General features: G+C 47.8%; 26 protein-coding genes. 11 read left to right on the forward strand and 15 right to left on the reverse strand.

Going from position 1 to position 22,135, the window contains the following annotated elements:
- Positions 1 to 15 precede the first annotated feature (15 nt).
- From AC1DVJ_RS05840 to AC1DVJ_RS05855, 4 genes are all read right to left on the reverse strand, one after another.
- The gene (locus AC1DVJ_RS05840; protein ID WP_081787428.1) at positions 16 to 216 is read right to left on the reverse strand and encodes a cold-shock protein; all 201 of its coding nucleotides are present in this window, start codon (positions 214 to 216) and stop codon (positions 16 to 18) included.
- Between the two features lie 65 nt (positions 217 to 281).
- Positions 282 to 482, reverse strand: a complete 201-nt coding sequence (locus AC1DVJ_RS05845; RefSeq protein ID WP_028555458.1) for a cold-shock protein — start codon at positions 480 to 482, stop codon at positions 282 to 284.
- Positions 483 to 721: 239 nt separating this feature from the next.
- Entirely contained in the window at positions 722 to 1,066 is a 345-nt protein-coding gene (locus tag AC1DVJ_RS05850; RefSeq protein ID WP_477589089.1) for a hypothetical protein, read from the reverse strand.
- 116 nt (positions 1,067 to 1,182) lie between these two features.
- On the reverse strand, positions 1,183 to 2,697 hold the full coding sequence (locus AC1DVJ_RS05855) for a copper amine oxidase N-terminal domain-containing protein (RefSeq protein WP_477589091.1): 1,515 nt from the start codon (positions 2,695 to 2,697) through the stop codon (positions 1,183 to 1,185).
- A gap of 762 nt (positions 2,698 to 3,459) precedes the next feature.
- Here AC1DVJ_RS05855 and AC1DVJ_RS05860 point away from each other — a divergent pair.
- From AC1DVJ_RS05860 to AC1DVJ_RS05875, 4 genes are all read left to right on the forward strand, one after another.
- Positions 3,460 to 4,005 (forward strand): NfeD family membrane protein, encoded by a 546-nt coding sequence (locus AC1DVJ_RS05860; protein ID WP_477589092.1) that lies wholly within the window; start codon positions 3,460 to 3,462, stop codon positions 4,003 to 4,005.
- Positions 4,006 to 4,056: 51 nt separating this feature from the next.
- The gene (locus tag AC1DVJ_RS05865) at positions 4,057 to 5,502 is read left to right on the forward strand and encodes a flotillin family protein (RefSeq protein WP_477589095.1); all 1,446 of its coding nucleotides are present in this window, start codon (positions 4,057 to 4,059) and stop codon (positions 5,500 to 5,502) included.
- Between the two features lie 203 nt (positions 5,503 to 5,705).
- On the forward strand, positions 5,706 to 7,196 hold the full coding sequence (locus AC1DVJ_RS05870; protein ID WP_477589097.1) for an HD domain-containing phosphohydrolase: 1,491 nt from the start codon (positions 5,706 to 5,708) through the stop codon (positions 7,194 to 7,196).
- 152 nt (positions 7,197 to 7,348) lie between these two features.
- A complete protein-coding gene (locus AC1DVJ_RS05875; protein ID WP_477589098.1) occupies positions 7,349 to 7,876 on the forward strand; it encodes a YfiT family bacillithiol transferase in 528 nt (175 codons plus the stop codon).
- An 87-nt stretch (positions 7,877 to 7,963) separates the two neighbouring features.
- Here the strand turns inward: AC1DVJ_RS05875 and AC1DVJ_RS05880 are convergent, their stop codons facing one another.
- The gene (locus AC1DVJ_RS05880) at positions 7,964 to 9,289 is read right to left on the reverse strand and encodes a hypothetical protein (protein ID WP_477589100.1); all 1,326 of its coding nucleotides are present in this window, start codon (positions 9,287 to 9,289) and stop codon (positions 7,964 to 7,966) included.
- Positions 9,276 to 9,842: an RNA polymerase sigma factor gene (locus tag AC1DVJ_RS05885; RefSeq protein WP_477589102.1), complete on the reverse strand. Its 567-nt coding sequence runs from the start codon at positions 9,840 to 9,842 to the stop codon at positions 9,276 to 9,278. Before AC1DVJ_RS05885 ends, AC1DVJ_RS05880 begins: the two co-directional genes overlap by 14 nt.
- A 255-nt stretch (positions 9,843 to 10,097) precedes the next feature.
- On the opposite strand from AC1DVJ_RS05885, the gene AC1DVJ_RS05890 reads away from it, so the two are divergent.
- The 3 genes from AC1DVJ_RS05890 to AC1DVJ_RS05900 all read left to right on the forward strand — a co-directional run bounded on the left by AC1DVJ_RS05890 (position 10,098) and on the right by AC1DVJ_RS05900 (position 13,007).
- Positions 10,098 to 10,586: a hypothetical protein gene (locus tag AC1DVJ_RS05890; RefSeq protein ID WP_477589104.1), complete on the forward strand. Its 489-nt coding sequence runs from the start codon at positions 10,098 to 10,100 to the stop codon at positions 10,584 to 10,586.
- Between the two features lie 209 nt (positions 10,587 to 10,795).
- The gene (locus tag AC1DVJ_RS05895; protein ID WP_477589106.1) at positions 10,796 to 12,025 is read left to right on the forward strand and encodes an S-layer homology domain-containing protein; all 1,230 of its coding nucleotides are present in this window, start codon (positions 10,796 to 10,798) and stop codon (positions 12,023 to 12,025) included.
- A 490-nt stretch (positions 12,026 to 12,515) separates the two neighbouring features.
- Positions 12,516 to 13,007, forward strand: coding sequence for a GAF domain-containing protein (locus AC1DVJ_RS05900; RefSeq protein WP_477589107.1), 492 nt, complete (start codon positions 12,516 to 12,518; stop codon positions 13,005 to 13,007).
- A 134-nt stretch (positions 13,008 to 13,141) separates the two neighbouring features.
- On the opposite strand, the gene AC1DVJ_RS05905 is transcribed toward AC1DVJ_RS05900, so the two are convergent.
- The gene (locus AC1DVJ_RS05905) at positions 13,142 to 13,777 is read right to left on the reverse strand and encodes a thiamine diphosphokinase (protein WP_477589109.1); all 636 of its coding nucleotides are present in this window, start codon (positions 13,775 to 13,777) and stop codon (positions 13,142 to 13,144) included.
- Positions 13,778 to 13,953: 176 nt separating this feature from the next.
- Positions 13,954 to 14,187, reverse strand: a complete 234-nt coding sequence (locus AC1DVJ_RS05910) for a hypothetical protein (protein ID WP_477589110.1) — start codon at positions 14,185 to 14,187, stop codon at positions 13,954 to 13,956.
- 120 nt (positions 14,188 to 14,307) lie between these two features.
- Here AC1DVJ_RS05910 and AC1DVJ_RS05915 point away from each other — a divergent pair, with 120 nt between their 5' ends.
- A complete protein-coding gene (locus tag AC1DVJ_RS05915; RefSeq protein WP_477589111.1) occupies positions 14,308 to 15,045 on the forward strand; it encodes a DUF554 domain-containing protein in 738 nt (245 codons plus the stop codon).
- A 2-nt stretch (positions 15,046 to 15,047) separates the two neighbouring features.
- Here the strand turns inward: AC1DVJ_RS05915 and AC1DVJ_RS05920 are convergent, their stop codons facing one another.
- Positions 15,048 to 15,749, reverse strand: coding sequence for a response regulator (locus tag AC1DVJ_RS05920; protein ID WP_477589113.1), 702 nt, complete (start codon positions 15,747 to 15,749; stop codon positions 15,048 to 15,050).
- A 331-nt stretch (positions 15,750 to 16,080) separates the two neighbouring features.
- On the opposite strand from AC1DVJ_RS05920, the gene AC1DVJ_RS05925 reads away from it, so the two are divergent.
- A complete protein-coding gene (locus AC1DVJ_RS05925) occupies positions 16,081 to 17,028 on the forward strand; it encodes a diguanylate cyclase domain-containing protein (protein ID WP_477589115.1) in 948 nt (315 codons plus the stop codon).
- A 141-nt stretch (positions 17,029 to 17,169) separates the two neighbouring features.
- On the forward strand, positions 17,170 to 18,798 hold the full coding sequence (locus AC1DVJ_RS05930) for an S-layer homology domain-containing protein (protein ID WP_477589116.1): 1,629 nt from the start codon (positions 17,170 to 17,172) through the stop codon (positions 18,796 to 18,798).
- A gap of 48 nt (positions 18,799 to 18,846) precedes the next feature.
- Here AC1DVJ_RS05930 and AC1DVJ_RS05935 read toward each other — a convergent pair whose 3' ends face one another.
- The 5 genes from AC1DVJ_RS05935 to AC1DVJ_RS05955 are packed head-to-tail and all read right to left on the reverse strand — an operon-like array spanning position 18,847 to position 20,834.
- Entirely contained in the window at positions 18,847 to 19,380 is a 534-nt protein-coding gene (locus AC1DVJ_RS05935; protein ID WP_477589117.1) for a spore germination protein GerPE, read from the reverse strand.
- A gap of 3 nt (positions 19,381 to 19,383) precedes the next feature.
- Positions 19,384 to 19,566: a spore gernimation protein GerPD gene (locus tag AC1DVJ_RS05940; RefSeq protein ID WP_477589118.1), complete on the reverse strand. Its 183-nt coding sequence runs from the start codon at positions 19,564 to 19,566 to the stop codon at positions 19,384 to 19,386.
- A 53-nt stretch (positions 19,567 to 19,619) separates the two neighbouring features.
- The gene (gerPC, locus tag AC1DVJ_RS05945) at positions 19,620 to 20,330 is read right to left on the reverse strand and encodes a spore germination protein GerPC (RefSeq protein ID WP_477589119.1); all 711 of its coding nucleotides are present in this window, start codon (positions 20,328 to 20,330) and stop codon (positions 19,620 to 19,622) included.
- A 34-nt stretch (positions 20,331 to 20,364) separates the two neighbouring features.
- Positions 20,365 to 20,574, reverse strand: coding sequence for a spore germination protein GerPB (locus AC1DVJ_RS05950; protein WP_477589120.1), 210 nt, complete (start codon positions 20,572 to 20,574; stop codon positions 20,365 to 20,367).
- 35 nt (positions 20,575 to 20,609) lie between these two features.
- Positions 20,610 to 20,834 (reverse strand): spore germination protein, encoded by a 225-nt coding sequence (locus AC1DVJ_RS05955; protein WP_056610720.1) that lies wholly within the window; start codon positions 20,832 to 20,834, stop codon positions 20,610 to 20,612.
- A gap of 129 nt (positions 20,835 to 20,963) precedes the next feature.
- Between AC1DVJ_RS05955 and AC1DVJ_RS05960 the strand changes: the two genes are divergently transcribed.
- Positions 20,964 to 21,422 (forward strand): hypothetical protein, encoded by a 459-nt coding sequence (locus AC1DVJ_RS05960; RefSeq protein ID WP_477589122.1) that lies wholly within the window; start codon positions 20,964 to 20,966, stop codon positions 21,420 to 21,422.
- Positions 21,423 to 21,487: 65 nt separating this feature from the next.
- Here the strand turns inward: AC1DVJ_RS05960 and AC1DVJ_RS05965 are convergent, their stop codons facing one another.
- Positions 21,488 to 22,030: a C40 family peptidase gene (locus AC1DVJ_RS05965; RefSeq protein ID WP_477589123.1), complete on the reverse strand. Its 543-nt coding sequence runs from the start codon at positions 22,028 to 22,030 to the stop codon at positions 21,488 to 21,490.
- Positions 22,031 to 22,135: the final 105 nt, after the last annotated feature.

The following is a 22,135-nucleotide window of genomic DNA, read 5'->3' on the forward strand; positions in this document are numbered from 1 at the left end:
CAAACGATCACGTATTCATCGCCTGCTGCTTGTGTTCGATAAGGTGGGGAGCATCTTTAAATCCTTGACCATGGATGAATTGCAAATCGGACATGCGGGACTATCGGCGAAAGAAAAGTTATCTCTCATCCAGCAAGAGCACTGATCAGTGCTGCAGGTCCAGATGCTGGTTTGTTCTTCCGGTACTGGTTCCAATGATTTTTTTGAAAAATACAATCGAACTCCTCCTTGTCATAATTGACTCTGACGCGCAAGCAGTTAAAGCAATATGTGATGAAGGACTACAGCTTGACTACATTTTCAGCTTGCGGTCCGCGGTTACCTTGAACAACTTCAAATTGCACACGTTGGCCTTCATCCAAGCTTTTGAAACCTTCCCCTGTAATGGCGCTAAAATGAACGAATACGTCATTACCGCCTTCCATTTCGATAAAACCAAACCCTTTTTCTGCGTTAAACCATTTCACCGTACCAGTTTCCATGTGTTCATAAACCTCCAACAATAATTTGTGCCTGCGCTCCTCATCGGCGGAATCAACTCGTTCCGAAGAGTTCGTAAATCATTAACGCAGCTTTGATAATATATCCATTATTAGGGAAGCTTATTCCACTTTTCTGAAAAAACATCAAAGTTATTTTCAAACGCTCCATGCAGCATTGACCAGATACAAAAGCTCGCCACTCTTGGCCCTGAGGACCTTGAGGAGCGAGCTTTTGTTTTTTAGGCAAGTAGAAGAATGACTAAGAGTTCAAAGAGCACGAGCGTTATTATTTGGTTATATTGAGCTGGTGTATAGATCGGTCTGTTATGACCATGATGGTGTCCATGATGAGGGTCGACATGAAGATACACGTGATGACCATCTGCATTAATCAGGACACCTTCATGTGTATGCCCATCGATTGTGGTGATACGGACCTTACGGCCCAAATGCGGATGGATGGCATGCATGATCCCATCTCTTTTTTGTTTCATCATGTGCTGCCAATTGGGTTCTGCTTGGTACAAAACATGATGTCCATGATGACCTTGCGGCCCATGGGGTTGCATAGGGTTGCTATACATAAACGGTCACTCCTTCGCGTACGACTGCGCCTCCGCAGCAGGCTTTTTGCCTAGGTTCACTTCTAGACTATTCAGCCGTTCGAAAAGGGTGATTGCCCATGCGCTTCTTTTCTGCTTTAGTCTCGGTGGATGGTGACGACACGGGTGTCGTCATTGAAGGAGACGATACAGCCAAGCTGTTCAGCGATGAAGCGAATAGGTACAAAAGTAGAATTGTTAGAAAGTGTCGCTGCACTTTCTAGCTCAGGAGCAGCAACGCCGTTTACTGTGGCAAGCTTGCTATCCAGCGTTAGCAGAATCGTCCGACCCGTGATGAAGTCTGTAATCGTAACTTGACGAAGCTCACCGTTCCAGCCTACCTCAGCACCAAGTTGCTCAGAGACGAAGCGTACAGGCACCATCGTTTTGCCATTCGCATCAATAAATGGTTGCAGCGCATCTTCCGTAGCTCCAGATCCATCGGTAGCCATATTGACATCTTTTTTCGTTACTTTCAGATCATCTTTCAGCATTTTGTACAACGTGGATTGCTTCTCTTGGTTAGCTAGCAGCTTAAAGATCGCTGTAGCATCCAGGCTAAGTGGAAGTGCACCAGATGTATTAATCGTGCTAGCCGTTACAGGTTTATTTAAATTCCAAGTTTCATTTACAAAGGAAACCTTAACCGCTGAAGCACCAATCTTGGAGTCTGTAAGTGGGAGGTTCAATGCTAGGTTTTGCTTGCGAACTTGTTTATCTCCATCGATGTAGACATCTGCCTGAAGGGAAGCGTTAGGATCGAATAAGCCTGTTGTTGAGGTTAAGGAATCAGCCAATCCCGCTAAAAGATTGTGAATAGGGTCATACACCACGCTAAGAGCAAGTTCTTTGTTGGTCATAATTTGCAGCGTAAGGCTCGTATCTCCGGCTTTGATTTGTTCTTGGATTACGGGTTCCATTGCATCATACAACTGACTTAGCACTTCTTTAAAGCCTTTTTCATCTGCAAGGACATTAGCAAGCAGCTTTTGCAGGAGAGAGGCTAGTTCCGTGCCGCTAAGCGCAACATGTGCTTTTTGTAAGGAAAGTGACTCGCCATTCACTTTATCCGTTACAGGTGAAATGGTAATAGAATCTGGATCAGGGGTATTTCCTAAAATGAGTCCGATAAGACCAGGTTTAATCTCAAGAAGTTTGTTACCGAATTGTTCTTGAATTGCCTTAGGTAATATTTTCAAGAAAGAAAGATTCGCGCCGCCTAGAAGATCAATGACAACCGGCTTTTTAGAGCCTTCAATGCTTAGGTTTATCTTTGTACCTTCTGTGGCAATGTTGAAAGGAATCGTACCCTTACTGTAAATAATTGTGCCGTCTACAGATGCATGTTGGTTGTCTTGTGTTTTGATAGCAAGCTCAACTTTGACATTTTGCAGGGCAGCAAACGCTGCTTTTTCTTCTGCTGTTAGCTTTGAAGTATCGCTAGGAACGAGATCAAACTGCAGCGTGCCTTTTGACTCGGACGACTTCACAGACGCGCCATTTTGGACGGCTTTCGCCAGTTCCAGGCCTTGTATTGATTGACAACCCGTTAGCGTCAACATCATGATTACCATTGCTGCCGAAATTAACCAAGTCCATTTTTTTGTGTGCATGAGATAATCTACTCCTTAGTTTTAATAGATTTAACGATAAGCCATCGAAAGATTATACGCAAGAAGTATCGGAAGGATGCGCTGTGAAGTGAATTTCCCTTCTCTACTCCCATTAATCCGAAAACAACGAACTATTTCCACTTTGCAACGCAGAATTCCTCGAATAGTCCTAAAAAACGGACCTAAATTAACCCAAACAACCAACTGCTCGAGAAAATGGGCGATTAATGCGCCGGAATCGGACTATTAGTGGTAGTGAGAAACAAATTACTAAATTATATCGGCTATATTGGACTAATTGGCTTAGCGGGAAACCTTCCATTTCTCAAGTTCAGTTTGAATGTCTGTCCGGAATGGAAACTGCTGTTTAAGCTTCTGAAGCTCTATTCTTGCTTGTGCGGTATCCCCTTGTGCGTACTGAATTTGGCATCGAAGGAATAAGACGTGTACATCCTGCGGGTTCATAGATACTGCTTTATTTATTTCGCCGCGGCGCGGTTAAGACTGGTTAAATTGTGTGTTTCTAGGTAGTTTTTAAGGAGAGATAAGCAAGCTTTCTATGCTGATCTGCTGGTATGACAGCTAGAGACGAACTTTGTTCGAGTAGTTGAATAGCTCTTGTATAACTAGTCGTTTGTTCTGCTTGGACAGTTAAACTATCGGAGATCCTCCTACTTATGTGGGGGGATTTTTTTTGTACAAGCTTGAAACGAAACCTTTTATTCCCAGTTTCGTCTATATTTATGTGGGAGGTAAAAGCCGATGATGACATTGTTTGTTGTTTGTTTTTTTGTAGGCCTCGTACTGACGCTGCTTATCACACTCTTCGGTGTAGACAGTTTCGAGCTGCATGGGGATGCTGGTGGTGCGCATGGACATGGACAGGGGCATGGTGGACCCTCGATGTTCAACATGTCTTCGCTGCTCGCGGGTTTGACCGTGTTCGGCGGCATGGGGTACATCCTTAACAAGGTTGGCATGACGAGTGGTGTACTCATTCTACTCCTTGCCATTGCTGCTGGTTTTGTGATGGCGTGGCTCTTCTTCCTTTTGTACGCCAAGGTCATTTATAAGCATGATGACAGCATGAAGGAGAGCGATTTTGAGCTTAGCGGTCAGTTAGGTAAGCTGACAGTTCCGATTATCGGGAAAGGCATGGGTGAAATGGTGTATGTGCTCCAAGGAACCACTCGCTCCATTAGTGTTCGTTCGGAGAATGGTGAGTCCCTAGCGAAAGGGACGAAGGTTGTTATTTTGAACATAAGCAAAGGTGTTGGTACGGTGACGGAATTTAGTGAATTTGACTAGCAGGTTCTTGCTTTAAACAATAGTTAGGAATGATTGGGAGGTAGGGCAGATATGATGTATTCCGTACTTATTATGGTAGTTGCTATTGTGGTTGTTGTTTTTATCTTACTGGCTTCAATTGTTAAAGCATATAAGAAAGTGCCGCCGAATGAGGCGATGATCGTGTATGGTTTAGGTGGCAAAAGGGTCGTGCAAGGCGGCGGGACGTTCGTGATCCCCGGCTTTCAGAGCTACAAAACCATCTCAATGATGCTCACGAGCTTTGATGTGAAGCCAGATCAGCCGATGTTTTCTCTGCAAGGTATTCGTCTCAAGATCGAAGCTGTCGCTCAAATCAAAATCCAAAGTGATCCCATCGCGATCGCAACCGCTTCCGAGCAATTTCTCGATCATACGATGGCGGAGCGGGAAGCGATGATTTTGCATTCTGTAGAAGGGCATTTACGGGGGTTAGTTGGGCAATTGACGGTAGAATCCATTCTCAAGAACCCGGATGAGCTCAACAGCAAGATGAGGGAAACGTGTTCAGAGGATTTGGATAAAATGGGGCTCAATCTCATTTCCTTCGTGCTGAAGCGAGTGGCTGACGATCAGGGCTACATCGAGAACTTGGGTGTACCTGAGGTGGAGCGGATTCGCAAAAGCGCGAGCATTGCCAAAGCTGAAGTAGAGCGAGATATTCAAATTCGGCAGGCGGATACGGAAAAGGAATCGGCCATTCGTAAGGCGGAAGCGCATCAATTGACGATTGAAGCGGAGAGTGCCGCGTCCGCGAAGGAAGCCCAGTACCGTAAGGAGCTCAGCATGAAGGAAGCCGAGTTCAAGCAGGAGACGACGAGTCGTCAGGCGGAAGCGGATTTGGCATATGAATTGAAGCAAAAGCAAATTCAGCAGTTGCTCGTGACGGAGCAGGTACGTATCCGTCAGATGGAAGCGGAGGCGAACAAAACCGTTCGCCAGATCGAGGTCGAGCTGAAGCAGAAGGAGCTTGAGGCTTCTGTTATTAAGCCGGCTGAAGCGGAGAAGCTGGCGGCCATCATGCGCGCTGAGGTAAGCAAGCAGCGGCAAATTCTTGAAGCCGAGGCGGATGCGGAGTCGACGAGAAAGCGCGGCGAGGCCACGGCGGAAGCGGAGCTTGCCAAAGGGAAGGCGAACGCCGAAGTTGTACGCCTAGCGGGGCTTGCGGAAGCGGAAGCGCTGGAGAAGAAGGCGGAAGCCTACAAACAGTACACGCAGGCTGCGGTTACGGTTGAAATTCTCCGCATCCTGCCGGAGCTGGCGGAGAAAATTGCGGCTCCGCTGAGCAACGTGGATAAGATCACCGTGATTTCGCAGGACGGCTCGACGTCTGGCGTGAATCGGATCACTGGTGATATTGCCAAAATGATCGCTCAGGTGCCGGAAATCACCCAGACACTCACAGGCAAAAGCGTGACCGACTTGGCACGCGCGTTCTTGGGGACGGATGCCGACCCGACGTTGAAACGGGAAGGGTAAGGATGGGGGCCGGGCGCACACGCACCCAACAATCAAGGTCATACTCTCACTTATAGAGTATGGCCTATTTCTTTTAATCAGAATGGTAGAATGCCTGTTCTAATCATAGAGATAGCAAGCGGAATTTAGCAGATTACGATACAATGGAGGGGATGCGAGTCTACTTCGCAGTGAGGATAGCTTGAATAGAGGCGGGGAGTCGTATGCTTATATATAGGAAATTTCTACGTGATCTTTTACGAAATTATATGATGGGTTCGGGTATTGCTGTGCTTGTTGTAGGCGGGGTCATTATTTCGACGACGCTCACGATTTCGGGCGTTGAATTATTCCGTGTTTTTATTATTATGATTTCTTCGTTATGCGTGATGATGCTTGCCGAGTTTCTGGTTTTTCGGAGGCACATGAGGCCTATCCGCGAAATGATGGGTCAAGAGACGCCATCGCTGGCGACAATTCGAGCGGCATATCTACAGACACATCGCTTCCCTGCCTTGTCGGTAATGCGGATTATGGGGCCGCACTTTTTGGGATTATCTATTCCTGCTATGACCATGGCAAGCTTGGGGATTGCGTGGGGTTGGTTGACACTGCCTGCTTTTTATGTCGGGCTGGCGGGCATAGGGGCCATATTGATAGCAAGTATGCATGCGTTGCTTGAGTTTTTTACGACCGCGCAAGCCATTCGGCCCATGCTGATACATATACGCGAGTTAGGGCAGCGGATTTATGGCGAAGACGTCTCGTTGGATGGACGCGTCATCGTATCGATTGGGCGGAAGTTTCAGCTGAGTGCATTTCTTATCGGCACGATGCCGCTATTTCTTTTTAGCTTAGCAACGCAAATTCGGTTGAGCACAAGCGTGGATTCCTCCCAGCTGATCGCTGATTATTGGAAGTGGGCGGCAATTATTCTTTTGCTGGGCGTCGGCTTCTCCTCTTTAGGTGCACGCATGCTGGCCAGTGATATTCAACAGCCGATTGAAGATTTACATAGAGTGATGAAGCAAGTTCAGTCCGGTGATCTCCAAGTAAGAGCCTCCGACTTATATTCGGATGAGTTCTCGCGGTTGTTTGCGGGCTTTAACCATATGGTGAAGGGCCTTGATGCCCGTGAAAAAATGAACAATCAGCTCCTGCAGAGCTATTATGCTACACTTGCGGCAGCTCTCGATGCTCGAGATGCGTACACGGCAGGGCATTCAACGCGCGTTGCCGAGTACTCCTTGCTGATTGGACGAGCGGTGAACCTGAGCGAGCAGGAGCTAGATTGGTTGAACAAGACAGCGCTGCTGCACGATATCGGCAAAATCGGTGTACGCGATGCGGTTCTCTTGAAGGATGGCCGATTAACCGAAGAGGAATTCGAGCAAATCAAGCGTCACCCTGATCTGGGTGAATCGATCTTAAAGCAGATTGAGCCCGCCGAGGCGATGGCTCCGTTGCTCCCAGGCGTGCGCTCACATCATGAGCGCTATGATGGTGCCGGTTATCCGGATGGCCTGAAGGGCCAGGATATCCCTGTGTTTGGCCGCATCATTGCGGTAGCCGATGCGTTCGATGCGATGACGTCCAATCGTCCGTATCGGAAGGGAATGCCGGTCGAGAAGGCAATGGCCATTCTCGCGGAGGGGAAGGGGACCCAGTGGGATCCCCGTTTTGTTCAGGGCTTTATGGACGCGTACAAGGCGTAGCTGTAGGAGTGGTAGGTTAGGCATAGTTTGAGCTAAAGGCTAGGTATAGGATAGAAATAGGGTAGCAGCAGGATAGAAATTGATTAGATAAGATGGTTGAAGTATGTTAGAAGTAGAAGTTGAATTGACTCAATATTCAGGAGGTTGGTCATATGGATACTTTGCGTTTCCCGATCGGATTGTTTGAACACGAAGGTGAAATCTCGGAGTCACAGCTCCTGCAGTGGATGACTGATATTAAGCTGACGCCAAGCAGACTGCGTGAGGCTGTCGCTGGGCTCTCGGACGAGCAGCTGGACACTCCGTATCGCCCAGGAGGGTGGACGCTCCGTCAGGTCGTACATCACGTCGCAGACAGCCATATGAACAGCTACACACGGTTCAAATTGGCACTGACAGAAGAAGAGCCGACGATTCGGCCGTATTACGAGGATCGCTGGGCTGAGCTTAGCGACGGGAAGTCCGCGCCAGTAGAGCTGTCGCTTGCGCTGCTAGACGCCTTGCACAGCCGCTGGATGATCCTTCTTCGCGATATGCAGCAGGAGCAGTTTGCACGTGCGTTCGTCCATCCAGAGTCAGGGAATACCATTCGACTGGATTGGAATGTTGGCAACTACGCATGGCATGGCAATCATCATATTGCTCATATCACGAGCTTGCGTGATCGCAAAGGCTGGTAATCACCAGCGAAGCTGAAAGCGCAATAAAACCCGCTATGTCCGAGAGACGTAGCGGGTTTTTGCATCATGCTGTTGTGTATTTATGTTTCAGCGAGTGGCAGCACTCTCTTTGGCTGCCGCTGTCGATGGGCTCCTGCTCACGATCCCAGTCTCAGTCGACAAATAGCGACCGACCTTCTCAATCCATTCCTGGACATAGTGATCGGTGGCCCATTGCGCCATGACAAGCTGTTCGCCAGGCTGCAAATCCAAGGTAAGCTGAGGCATACTGCCGGGTGCCTGCCCGTAGGAGTAGAATTTGAGCTTATCTCCCTCGAAAATGACAAGCATATCGTCCATCGGCGAGGTTAACACATCCGTGGCTTGCGGCCACGAAGCCTTGATATTGCTCCAGGAGCAGCAGATATCGTCGTGATTGACGACTTTATCCGGTAGCTCGCGCGGGAAATCCCGAAGCACGTAAGAATCAGGTCTTGATAAACCAACTTTTGTTGTTTCAGCAACTTTGCCAACCCACTGGCCTGGCTCACGCTGCACCGTCCAGCTCTGCCCAGAAACCTCACTTGACGCATTGTCTCCGACGCTCGACATCGAGGCAAGCTCACTATTTATACTTGCGCCGCCAAAGACATCCATAATAGACACATGATTCTTGTCCACTGGCTTTTTGTAGAATTGCATGGTGCGCGCTTCCTTCAACTGTGGGAGTGTACGCACCCAAATGCGATCCGCTCGGTAAGGGGCATTGCCATTCCAAGCTTCCTCAGTTTCAGCAACAGAGACATATTGGTTGCCTGCAAACAACAGGGTTTCAACACGATTGAACTCCTGATCAACTGGTGTCGCGAAGCGTTCAGACTTAGCAGGCTGATCTGCCAAATGAGCAGATAAATAGTGAGACTCACCCTTGCTCGTCGTATGTGTGACGGAGTCAATTTTCCAGAAATTTTGCTTATACGGCATCAAAATGCCTGTTCCTTCAGAGGTTTTCTGCAATTGCCCGCGAACGGGCGCTATGAGCATCGTCCGATAGGTGCTGTAACGAAGCGGTGGCAAAACGCTTCCTGGATCGCTTGTGGAAGGCTCGTGCTCCGTCCGTAGTCCAATTAGCAGCGCTGTACTGATGGGAGCAGGAGGGGGAGTGGAGACAGTTACTTCCGCCGTCATCAGTTTCCCTTCGAGAGCCGCCGCCTCGCTTTGCGTATGCAGGGTATGCCATGGGAAAAGAAGAACGAGAGCTAAGACAGTACCCAAACCAGCGACGCAGAGAAGAGGCTTTACCTTGGACTTGTTTCGTTCCTTGTGTCGAATCGTTTCCTCAATGTCACGCTGAAGCTTGGAGGTGAACCCCTTCTGCTGAAGGGGCCCATCTTCCAATTGCTTCTGGAAGTCATCCGGATCAGGAGTTTTCAAGCGCTTCACGCTCCTTCAGACTAAGAACCTTAAGTCTGGCGTGGTGAAGCCTGGATTTAACCGTTCCTTCCGAGATGGCCAGAATAGCTGCCATTTCCTTGGTGGTCATCTGATAATGCGCATGAAGAATTAAAATTTCTCTATATTTTGCGGATAAAGACATAACCTTTTGCCAAATCTCACTTGCATATAAATTTTCGACCGCTTCTGTTTCTGCGGAGCTTGTGGTGCCACCCGATTGGACGAAGCCTACAAGGGTCACCTTGCGCCAAAAAGCTTTGCGCATATAATCATAAGCGGTATTGCGGGTTATCGTAAGCAACCAAGTTTTTACCGCAGCCTCACCACGGAAAGTCGTCAGATTGCGATATACTTTTAAGAAAGCATCTTGAGCAATATCGTCGGCTGCATCTTTATTGCGACAAATGCTGAATGCATAATTCCACACATCATTTCCGTAGGCTTCCATTAAATTGCGAAGGATCACCTTCTGATCTGTTGTTTCTGCGATGTACTTCAAATAATCAAATACATGGACACCGGTCGTTTCCAATTCTCTCACCTCTCCTATATAGACGCATGAAGTCGTGAAAAGTTCATTGGTAAATAAACACTTTCCACAGTTTTACTCACACCATTCGTAAGCCGCCGCCCCTTTACGCCTCATCTGAACGTATTCGTTCATCCGTCTGTTCATGACTTAATCCGAATGAAGGAATTCCTAATAGGCTAGGTCGTAATTGGCAGGAAAAAGCACCTAGACAAGAGAAGAAGTAGGAGTTGACAACGAAGCGCCATAGCACGCAATATGAAGGAAGGACTAGATCCTTTGGAGAGGAAGAGCAGCATGAATTTCGTTGAGCATATAGCAGATCATTTGCGATCCGGACAAATAAGTAATTATCCGCAGCCGATTGCCCTGAACTTAGGTTTAGTGTACACCGTGAAGCTAGAAGACAAGAAAACGAATTTAATTTGGCTTCCTTTTGAATATACAGGTTTAGCTTACATCGATATGGGCCTGCAGGTGAATGTTTACCCCTACTATCGCGGCACGATTATTGAGGAAATTGAACTTTCTCGAGGAACGGATCTCTACAAGCCCCAAACAGAAGAAGCATTCACCAAGGCCCTTTTTACGAAGGGGTACGAGCTGCACCAATTACTGCAAGAAGAGCAGTACAGCCATTTACAAGGGAGTGCACCTGATTACCTAGCTAAAATGATGTACATCGTCGACTGGATGCGTTACTACAACTCTGCCAAGGCGGTAGCAGGCACCAAAATAAAAGGTTAATCATCGTTCGAAATAGCAGATCTTGCTTTCTACCTAGTAGAGGGCAGGGTCTTTTTGCCATTTTATACGGCTATAGTCCCAGTAAGGGTGGGCATATCCGGCCTGGGTGAATAGGCTTTTTAGCATGTTCTCAAAGACTAGTAGAAGGCTTATCCTAGAGAATGGTGGAAGTGAGTGCCGAAAATTAGCATAGAAGCGGAGAAAATGCGATGAAACGATGGACGAAATGGCTGACGATTGCAACAATCGGTTGCCTATTAACGATAGGTAGCCTGCAAGGTAGAAGTGAAGCGGCGGGCTTCAAGGATATTGGAGGACATTGGGCGGAGCAGACGATCGTTCAAATGGTACAGCAGGGTTTACTTGATGGATTTCCAGATGGGACTTTTCGACCTGATGAGACTGTCACCGCAGACCAATTTGTGAAAATTGTGCTGTTAGCCTTCACAGATAAGTTCCCGAATGGCGAACGGAAGTGGAAAACAAGCTTTTTGCAAACGTTAAGTGCGAGTAATCAAAATATTTTGCAGCAGGATTACCGGGACTTCACGTTTAAGCCGAACACCGTCGGTTACTGGGCGAAGCCCTACTTGGATCTGGCAAGCGACCTTCATTTTATCAGCAAGGGACAATTCGTTGATTATAAAGCTTCCTTGAAGCGGGAAGATGTTGCAGAGATCTTGTACTATTTGTTGAAGGAAACCGAATATCTGGAGGATGAAACGTACAGTCTTCAGGCCGCATCCCAATTCGGCGATCTGCAGAGCGCAACGAGCAGACAGCAGAAGTTTATCGGCGAGTCGATGACCAAAGGGATCATGGAAGGGTATCCGAACGGTTACTTCGGGGTAGGGCAATATGTGACACGTGCGGAAGCACTGCAAATCATTACACGTTTGCAAACGAAATCGAAGCGGCTCATCGTGAAGAACGATAACGACGCTTTTATTAAAGTAGTACCTACCAAGGATGGCAGCTATAAGAAGCTCGTTTTCCCAGATGAGCGCATGCTGCAAGCGTATGAAGTGATGGAAGAGGCAGGCAAGCTGCGCGGGACGAATTATGATTTGGAAGAGACGACACTGCGTCTATTTCGGAATGCGGAAGCCAAAGCACAAGCTTTAAGCGGGGCAACGGCAGAAGCGCGCAACAGCAACGAAGCTTCTCTATGGTTGGATCCACAGTTTGCAACCTATGGGGTGACGGTACAACTGGAGGATGGGGTGCTTGCCCGCAATACGGAAAGCATTCGCAAGTTCACAGATTTCCTATTTGGGTATGACGCAGACATTTTTAATCGTCAATTTACGGACGCGTGCGAGCGTGCAGCAGCGAAAGGTGAGCTCGAAACAACAACGACGCAAATAGGCAACTTCTCGGTGGAAACACGGTTGGAGTCGGATGGGAAGACGATCGTTTTCTCTATCATTCATTCTTAAAAGGTTTGGATAAGTTATACATACAAGTTGATTTATATGATGGGCAAAAGTAAGAATAATATAGGGGAGTCGGCTGAGTCAGCCGATTCTCCTTTTTACTAAATCGACATTTGTCGATTTACGGACGGTCGATTACGCATGAGAGGCAGGTTAAGTCGATTTTTGACTTAGTGACCGCCAAAGCAGCCTGAGTGCCCAGTTTTAGTCGAAATAATCGACTAAATCGAGGGAAAAAGCGCTCCGCGGTCTGAGATCGTCGAAATAATCGACTAAATCGAGGGAAAAAGCGCTCCGCGGTCTGAGATCGTCGAAATAATCGACTAACTCGAGGGAAAAAGCGCTCTGCGGTCTGAGATCGTCGAAATAATCGACTAAGTGGCTGCCGATCGAGGCTATCGCGCCAGAGTTAGTCTGTTTCCGCTATCTTTTGGCGTGATGCCATTCATTTGGTATGATGAAAGATAGACTAGGTAGAAGAGGATGATGACAGATGTTTGCGAAATCGAACTATAGTGGAACTAGAGAAGAACAATATACCTTGCTGATTGGGCAAGTTGAAGCTTTGATACATGATGAACCGAACCGCATTGCTAATCTGGCGAACGCGTCTGCATTGCTTGGGCAATTTCTGGAGGACGTGAACTGGGTAGGGTTCTACTTGGTGGATGAGCAGCTTGATCGGAAGGAGCTCGTGTTGGGACCTTTTCAAGGATTGCCGGCTTGCGTGAGAATCCCTTTCGGTAAAGGGGTTTGTGGTACGTCCGCTGAGCGCAGGGAAACTGTGCTTGTTCCCGATGTCCACGCATTTCCTGGGCATATCGCCTGCGATGCAGCTTCGCAATCGGAGATCGTGATCCCGATTGTTGCGGGCGGCGAGCTCGTCGGTGTACTAGACATCGACAGCCCGAGCCTCAGCCGATTCGACGACATCGACCAGCGCTATCTGGAGCAGTTTGTGCAAAAGCTCGCCGCTGCGATGTAGGGCAGGCGTCTAGCCACATTTGTATGAGCATAAAAGAAACGCCAACTGTTAAGCAGCTGGCGTTTCTTTGTGCTCATTATGCCCTATGGCGTAGATGAGAGTGTCGAATTTCCAAGTTTTTATGTACTTTCTCTCTAGTCCTTGCTCTGAATAACAAGCAATAGGCCTGATGACAGCTCGATGAGCCCCTCTGGCTCAAGGAGAACATTGCTGATGCCAAGCGACATCCCGATTTCAAGTGTCGCTTGCTGGAGGGGGTATTGGAAGCCGTGCAGCGTGATTCCCTTGACCTCCAAGCTAAGAGGGAGCAGCGAAATATGTGTGTATGGACCCTTTCGTACGCGTGTGGATTGATCGATCACCATGATGAGATTGTTGGCATCCATAATCGCACAGGGAATCCCTTGGGCCATGCCTTTGCGGAGCAAATGCACATTGGCAAGCGAGTGATCGAACCGCGTACCTAACGCGCCGACGAGCAGAATTTGGCTCGGATGTTGATCCAGCGCCCAATTGAAAGCCATCTCCGTATCCGTCAGATCCTTGTAGATCGGATCGCAATCAATGAACTCTTTGCTCGAAGCTCGAATAATGGCGAGCTCGTCAGCAGTCACGGAGTCGAAATCCCCCATCGAAATATGAGGATTATAGCCGTTTTGAATGAGAAACAGCGCCCCCCTATCGGAGCCTACAAGGATATCATCCGAACGAATCTCCTCTAAGGCCCAATCACCCAGTGTGCCGCCTGTAATTATTATTATGCGTGTCATATCCGTATCCCCCAGGGCAAAATAAACAATATCATCCCATTAGTATAACATAGTTGGAATAAACGGTTACGCTGTCCTGGCAGGACCGTATGTTTCGAACAAAAAACCGAGAAGCCATGGAGGCTGCTCGGTTCAGCTGTACATCAAATCAAGCTAGAGAAACATGCTCGGTCAAACTAGGTTCGTGCATCTACGCGCTTACGCATAGGGTTAAGCTCCGACTGATCGTGATCAATCTCCGCCTCATCGGCAAAGCCTTGCAGCTCATACGTGCTGCGTCCTAGAACAAGATCGGCTGGAAACTCATCACCTCGTTTAAGCGTAACCTCTTGCCCAGCCTCATTCGCATAAATACCGTCGGTTTCAACCGTATCGCCTGTCATGGGATCCATTGTTTTGTCTTTAGACATTCTCCATGCCTCCTTTCCTGTTGCTTATCCTTACCATTTCCAACGAGCTAGGAAATTATGAGAAGAATCATGTAGAATGAGAAGGTCATCATAGTTTGTACGCAGAGGGGAATGAAAGGCATGGCTTTATGGGGGACGATCGTGAATGCAGTGGCCATTATTATCGGAGGATTACTTGGCATGCTGCTGCCCCGCATCTCAGAAAGTATTAAAAACACAGTCATGCAGGGCCTAGGGCTCGCAATAACTGTGTTGGGTATTACAATGGCACTCAAATCAGATCAAATCGTGATCGTTATCATGAGTATTGTGGTTGGCGGTATTCTCGGAGAGTTGATGCGGATCGAAGCCAATCTAACGAAGCTTGGCGACTGGCTTCAGACCAAGATGAGCAAGCAACCGACGTCTCATCCAGCAGCACCAGCCAGCATATCGGAAGGCTTCGTCACTTGTACACTCATCTATTGCATCGGCGCCATGGCGATATTAGGTCCATTGGATGGCGGCCTGCGGCATAATCACGATATTTTATACACCAAGTCGCTGCTCGACGGGTTCTTATCCATCATCTTCGCATCGACATTGGGGATTGGCGTTGTTTTCTCCGCGGCATCCGTTTTTGTGATGCAAGGAACGATCGCATTGTTAGCTACAGTGATCGCCATGGCGTTCAGCCAAGCGTCGCTGGACGCGATGATTGTCCAGATCACCGCGGTAGGCGGCGTCCTTGTAATCGGCGTAGGTATCAATATTTTGCAAATCAAAAAAATCAACGTGGCGAATATGCTGCCAGCACTTGTCATAGCCGCGGCCGCTGTACCTCTTCAGCAACTCATAACCAATTGGTTGAATCGCTAAATTTATACAGCGGATCCGTTAAATTTATACCCAACGCCTCTTACCGTAATGATGTAGCGAGGCTCAGCTGGATTAAGTTCAATTTTTTTACGTAGATTGCTGATATGTACAATGAGTGTGCGTGGATCGCCCATGCTGTCCAAGCTCCAGATAAGCTCAAACAGATGCTCGATTTTATAAACGCGATTTGGTGTTTTGGCCATGAGGGACAGTAAGTCAAATTCCTTGGCAGAAAGGGAGATCGTTTGACCATTCGCTCGGACGATGTGGCTAACGAGATCGATTTCTAGTCCGGGGAATTTGACTAATTGCGGATCATCCTGATGCTGCTCTCGAATCGAGTTCCGACGGAGGAGAGCTTTGACTCTGGCCACGAGCTGACTTGGGCTAAACGGCTTCGTCATATAATCATCGCCGCCCATGCTGAGACCAAGAATGATGTCAATATCCTCGCTTTTACACGAAATGAACAGGATTGGCGTATTGCTCGTTTTGCGGAGCTGTCGACACACCTCTATACCATCAAGTCCTGGCAGCAAAATATCCAGAATAATAAGATCAGGTCGATGTTCTCGCACGATTCCAAATACATCATGTCCGTTATTGGCACTGATTACTTTGTAGCCTTCACGAGCCAAGTAGAGCTGAATTAATTGGACAATTTCTTGCTCGTCATCAACGATTAAAATTGTTTCTCCCGCCATGATTGAAAAATCCCCCTCAATAATGAAACAACTCCTAAGTAAGAAGGGTGTTCCCACTTCAACTTCTACCTACATTACCTACATTATAGAACGATTCTCCTGGTAATTTCTATCCTTTTATTGCCAAAGGGAAAAGTTCTAGCATATTTAGTAGGGATAATTAGGTATAAAGTAGGTCGACGAAATTTCCTTGCGTCTTGCTAATGACAGTAATCGCCATTTTTCGACGATTTATTGATTTAAATTTAAGAATGATTTTAGTTTATCTTTATGTAATCATGCTAAGCTACCAAAGTCTCTATGTAAAGCATAAGAGGGGGCGGAAGAAGTTATGCTTAATGATACGGGTTCAGATTTTATCCAATATTCAAAGTTGCCGAAGGCGTCTCTCGCACGTCAAATCATCGAGCAGGCATGGGATTTGTATTGCCAGTTAGATGTGCATGGTAATTTAATTTTCGCTTCTAACCGGTTTCATGAGATTCTCGGATATGTACCCGAACATGCCGGACAAATCATGGAGGCGATTGATTCGGAGTTTCGCGCAGATGTATATAAATTGTTCATGCATACCTTACAAACGAAAACTAGCAGTAAACTGGAGTTTCGAGCGAAAGGTACCCATGGGACTCACCTATGGTTGGAGTGCACAGTGATCCCTCTTTGTGATGACAAGGACGAGCTTATCGAGATTGCCTTCGCGCTTCAGGACAGTACAATGCGCAAAAGTCATGAGAGTCGCCTCGTTACTATGGCTTTCCATGACCCGCTGACAGGCTTGGCGAATCGCCGACTGTTTAAAGAACATTTGCATCGACTGCTGCAGCAGGCCAACCGATCGGATCGTGCCTTTGCTCTCTTGTATGTAGATATCGATGATTTCAAAATCATCAATGATACGATGGGACACGATATCGGGGATGCCTTTTTGCAGGAATTTGTCGCCCGGATCCAGGGCTGTCTACGAGAAATTGATATTTTCGCCAGAATGGGCGGGGATGAATTTACGATATTATTACCGGGTGTGGATTGCAGGAAGCATGTCGAAAGTATTGCCCAGCGCATCATAGCGTGTGTCGAGCAGGCGTGGGATGTACAGGGGCAAGCTTTTCGATCAACCGTCAGCATGGGCATTACGATGTATCAGTCTGATCAAACGGATGCAACCCAAATGCTGAAGGAAGTTGATATCGCTTTGTACCAAGTAAAGGGCAAGGGGCGAAATCACTATCAATTTTATAATCACGGACTATCTGCTATAGCCACAGACACACGATGAGACAAACCGTTACGGCAAGGGTTAAACCCTTGTCCGTAACGGTTTTTTGCGTTTCCCCAGTATTTACTCGTAGCGATTTTGGTAGCTTTCTAGGATGATAGAGTGTATCAAATCGGCGAATAGAATAGGGGATGAGACAAGATGAACTCAAGAAGTGGATGGCGAAAGCTTGTCGTTGCTCTAGTCGTTGTCGGCGCGATGTGTCAGGTAACATTTATGCCTAAGCATGAGGTTCTAGCTGGGGCTACCGCGGCTCAGGGGAAGTTTAATATGTCCTATTTGTTCTCTGGAGCGCCGAGCTCTTATATCTCACAAGTAAATAAAAGCGGTCAAACCTTAGATGTGGTGTCGCCGAGTTATTTTCATATAAAGGAAGATGGCAGCTTAGAAGTCTCCGATTTGGAAGCTTCTTTCATAGCGGAGATGCACAAGCAAGGGAAGAAGGTTGTCCCTTTTCTAAGCAATGATTTCGACTCTGCACGAGGTGAAAAAGCGATCGAAGGGCGCGAGACGCTGGTTAAAGAACTTGTAGCTAGTATCAAGGCCAATAATCTCGATGGCATACAATTAGATATTGAAAATGTAGGCGCGGCATACCGTGAAAAGTACACGGATTTCGTTAAAAAGCTGCGTGAACAGCTGCCGAGTACGATGGAGGTTTCTGTCGCGGTGGCGGCGAATCCGACGGGAGCTACGACGGGCTGGCTCGCCCTATATGACTATAAAGCACTAGCTGCGGTTAGTAATTATTTGATGGTCATGACCTATGATGAGAGCTATCCTAGCGATCCTACGCCGGGTCCTGTTGCTAGCTTACCCTTTGTCGAGAAATCCATTCAGTATGCGCTGTCCCAAGCACCTGCGAATAAAATTGTGCTAGGCATTCCGCTGTACGGTCGTTACTGGAATCAAGATCCCGCATCCAATGGCGCGGGGATATCTACCAAAAGCATTCCAAAGCTTATAGATCAATATGGCGGGACCGTACGTTATGACACGGCTAGTCAGTCGCCTGTTGCTACGTTTACGATTCAATCTACGGATGCGAAGTCAACGGTGAATGGCAAGGTGTTAGCAGCTGGGACGTACACAGTGTGGTTCGACAACGAACAATCGATCAAAGCTAAGCTAAAGCTAGTTGGGAAATATCAGTTGAAAGGAACTGGTAGCTGGAGCTTGAATCAGGAAGCTGACGATACTTGGAGCTACTTTCAGCTTTGGGCGGATGGTTTTTACTTCACGGATATGCAAAAGCACTGGGCGCAGGCTGATGTCCTGAACGCCGCGAATCGCGGCTGGATGCTCGGCTCAGCCGTAGACACGTTCGCGCCCGACGCAGCGCTGACAAGGGCTGAAGCGGCGACGATTATCGTACGCGCGCTCGGCTTAAAGAGCGAGGCGGCTTCTGGCGCCGCGTTCAAGGATGTGCCTGCGACCCACTGGGCGTCGCAGGATATCCGGATCGCGCAGCAGAGCGGGCTGATGCAGGGCATCAGCAACGATCGCTTCGCGCCCGATCAGAGCATGACGCGGGAGCAGATGAGTGTGCTGCTCTCCCACGCCTTAAAGCTGACCACGCCGGGTAGCGGCGTAGCGAAGAAGTTCACGGACGTGCCAGCTGGCAGCTGGTCGGCAGAGGCCATTGCTGCGATGAGCAGCAGGGGCCTTGTCGACGGCTTCGAGGGTGGCACGTTCCGCCCGAGCGCGTCCTTGACGCGCGCGGAGATGGCGGCGCTGCTAAGCCGCGCCCAGCCGCTGCTCACGAAGTGAGCCGGCAAAACGAAGAGCCCGCCCCTGCAAGAGGGACGGGCTCTTCGTTCATGGTGCAGCAGGTGGTGATTGCTGCTGAGTCTGCTGCTGAGTAACATACACAATATGTGGCGGCTTGTTTTCTGCTACTGCTGCAGATGATGGCTTAGGCGGGATATTACCGATGACGTCTTCGGTCCCTGTATAGACGAACGTCGTTTGTCCTTTGGGTCCTGGTTTATCGGTCACGAATTGACGAATGTTTTTGACTCGTGTTTCGGATCTGCTGACGCGGTTGCTGCCAATCTGAAAGAGGGAGGAGGCCGCAACACCAAGAATGCGAATATTTCGAACTGTAATATAGCTTCCTAAGTTATCCACACACATTGTGAAAGGTTCAGGAGGCTGAGGCATGGGGAAAGGCCTTTGGAAGAAGTGGTATGCCGCAAAGCTGCCCTCATTCCCATAATAGATGGGCACTTCGCGTTGAACGGCAAAGACTCTATTCTGCAGGGCCGTGTAGACATTATCACCCACATGCATTGTGCTTGCTGAGCCTATGCTATGCATATAGATGTTGCCAACAATCGATAGGCGTGCCATAGGTTATCCCTCCGATGGAAGTGGAACGAATGGCGCGATGATGACAGATTCCGGTGGTGTATCAAACATCGAAGATAAGGAAATGACCTCCGTATCGCCAATCAGGAAAATGGAAGCACTCGCTACCCCGACAATACGGACATCGCCGACACAGATTTGTTTATTTTCCACATGTAAATTAAACATCGCTGATCCTTCTTTCCTCGAAAATGTTAAACGCGCCAGCCCAGGACGACCATTTATTTGGGCAGACTGGATATGTAAGTCTCAATCGCAGTGAGGATGTCATTTTTCGTTTTGTCCATAATGTTATTGGTTACAGCCTCCAACGGTTCTTTGAACCCAACGCCGCGGTATTGATTCACATAATGCTGAATACGCGTATCCAGCTGCTTACGAATATCATCAATAATCAAATCTTTGTAATCCTCGTCAAGTGGATGCTGATATTTATGTTCAAGGTTGTTGATATCGGCCTGCACACCAAACTGTAAATATTGTTCAATGCCGCTAGTAACATCCGCTTGTATGTCTTTTCCTTGCCTTGCAGCTGTTCCGCGTCCCGCCTCTGGAGCCGCGCCGATTCCCGCATTGGGTCCTGTCCCCTGATATTGTCCGCCTTGGTAAAAAGGATTCATATCCCCGGCGCCCATGCCGCCACCGTTATCATTTTTGTTCAAGGAGTTACCGTTCACACTGAAATCCTCAATCTGATCTATTGCGCTGGGGCTGATGCCGATCGTGAGCGTCCCATCTAGCTTTTCAACCTTCAGTTGATCAAAATTATATTCAATTTTATCAATGTGAATTCGCTTCTCTTCCTTCAAAATCTTCAGATCCGTCTGCAGCTTGATTACGGTTTGTTCTAGCTTCTCAATGCGTTGATTCTGCATGTTGATATAAGTGTTAATCTGCTGGGCCCATTGCTGCCACGTGATCGCGTTATTCATTTGGAAAAGCACCTCCTTCCGTGTCTCGTTAGAATCACGTTGCTGGCGGCAAAGGAACAAGTGCTATGGGATTTACCTCACTCGTTCCTAGCTCGGGAGCAGGCTCTACGAAACCGCCTGTATTGTACAGATTAGACAACGAACGAATTGATCCAGCGGTGCCAATCTGGAGGACGGATGAGTTGGCGACAGAGTTAACTTTTAACTGTTGAATCATAATGGTTTGATGGATGGTCCAGTTCATTTTCCGTGGAACACCTCGCTCTTGTCTGACCTTTGTCAGAGGATATTACCGCTCGCATTCGCATCAATAAAGTCAGAATCGTTGGTAACCGTCGTGCTGTAGGTATTATAAACACGCGGGAAATCCCCTGTGTTAAATGAACCTGCTCCGGCGAATGTCTTAGAGGAGCTGGTCGGTGAGATGATGAAGGAATCGCCGAAATGAACGACAGAGCTGGAACCTACACTAATAATTTTCACATTCCCGACGATAGCTGGCATAATCCGATCCCCCTTGCGTTATCACACCTACAGTATATGAGGTATCCGCCTAGAGGTGCTCTGAATTTTCGGGAGGGTGTCACATTGGGAGGTAGGCACATATACTGTTAGCAAAATGAGGTGATGGGCTTGAGCGGATTTAATCGCCATCCTTGGCTGAAGTGGGAACAGGTTGAGAAGTTTCTTGGACAAAAGTTGCCGTTCGCCGAAAAAGGGCAGACCTTTCTAGATAATATGACGTGGGCTGAAGGATATGTACAGGACATGCTGAAAAAAGCAATGCCAGGTATGGATGCCAGCATTTCATCCTCTGGATCCATCGGCACAGAAATTTTTGAGACGCATGAGCATGTCATTATCAAAGTGAAAATTGCCAAAGAAGAAAATCCAAGAGCTCTCCAAGTGTTCGTTAAATCAAATCAAATTAAGCTGACGGGATTTACGAATGGTAAAAATCGTATTGTGAAGGTCCCAACGCTCATACTGCCAAGATCAGCAAATGTAACCTATAAGCAGCGACTGTTGGAGATTAAGGTTCGTAAGCGCGGTTTGAAGGAGAACTACCATGAGGCGTACATTCGCTACTAGGGAATTTCACGCAAAAAGAGTCCGAATAGATGGATAATTCCCATCTGTTCGGACTCTCAATCACTTTACAACACGCGACGTGCTGTCATATAACGGGATGACCATGTACCGCTATTAAGATCCGTAATACGTACGCCGCCTGCACCGTAGGTTTGAAGGATTTTGTTATTGCCCATATAGATGGCAACGTGATGAATGACGCCTGGCTTACCAGGGATCGAGAAGAATACCAAATCGCCTACACGTAGGTTACTGCGGGATACATACTTACCTACACGAGCCTGTTGTTGGGATGTTCGCGGCAGACTAACGCCAACCTTTTTGAATACATATTGCGTGAAGGAAGAGCAATCAAAGTTACGTGTTTGACCTGCCGTAGCTCCGAATTTGTAAGGTGTTCCTAAATATCTTTTACCGATAGAAATGACTTGGCTGCCTCTTGAAGTCGACGTTGCTGACGCTGTAAGTGCTGTAGCATTGGTTACTTCTGTTGAAGTAGCCGCTTCCGCTTTACCTGGTGCACCTGCTGCTACTACTGATAATCCTATAGATACGGACAATGCCGTAACGACTAATTTTTTGTACCAAGCTTTTTGTGGGTTTTTCATGGGGTTGCCTCCTTAGAGTTTTCGCTGAATTTTCGCAAGCTATCTTGCATTGAAGTAATGGAAACTTCAAATGATGTGCTGCAAGAATCTTGATCAGTTGACTCG

This window comes from Paenibacillus sp. P4_A9, from assembly GCF_056402415.1.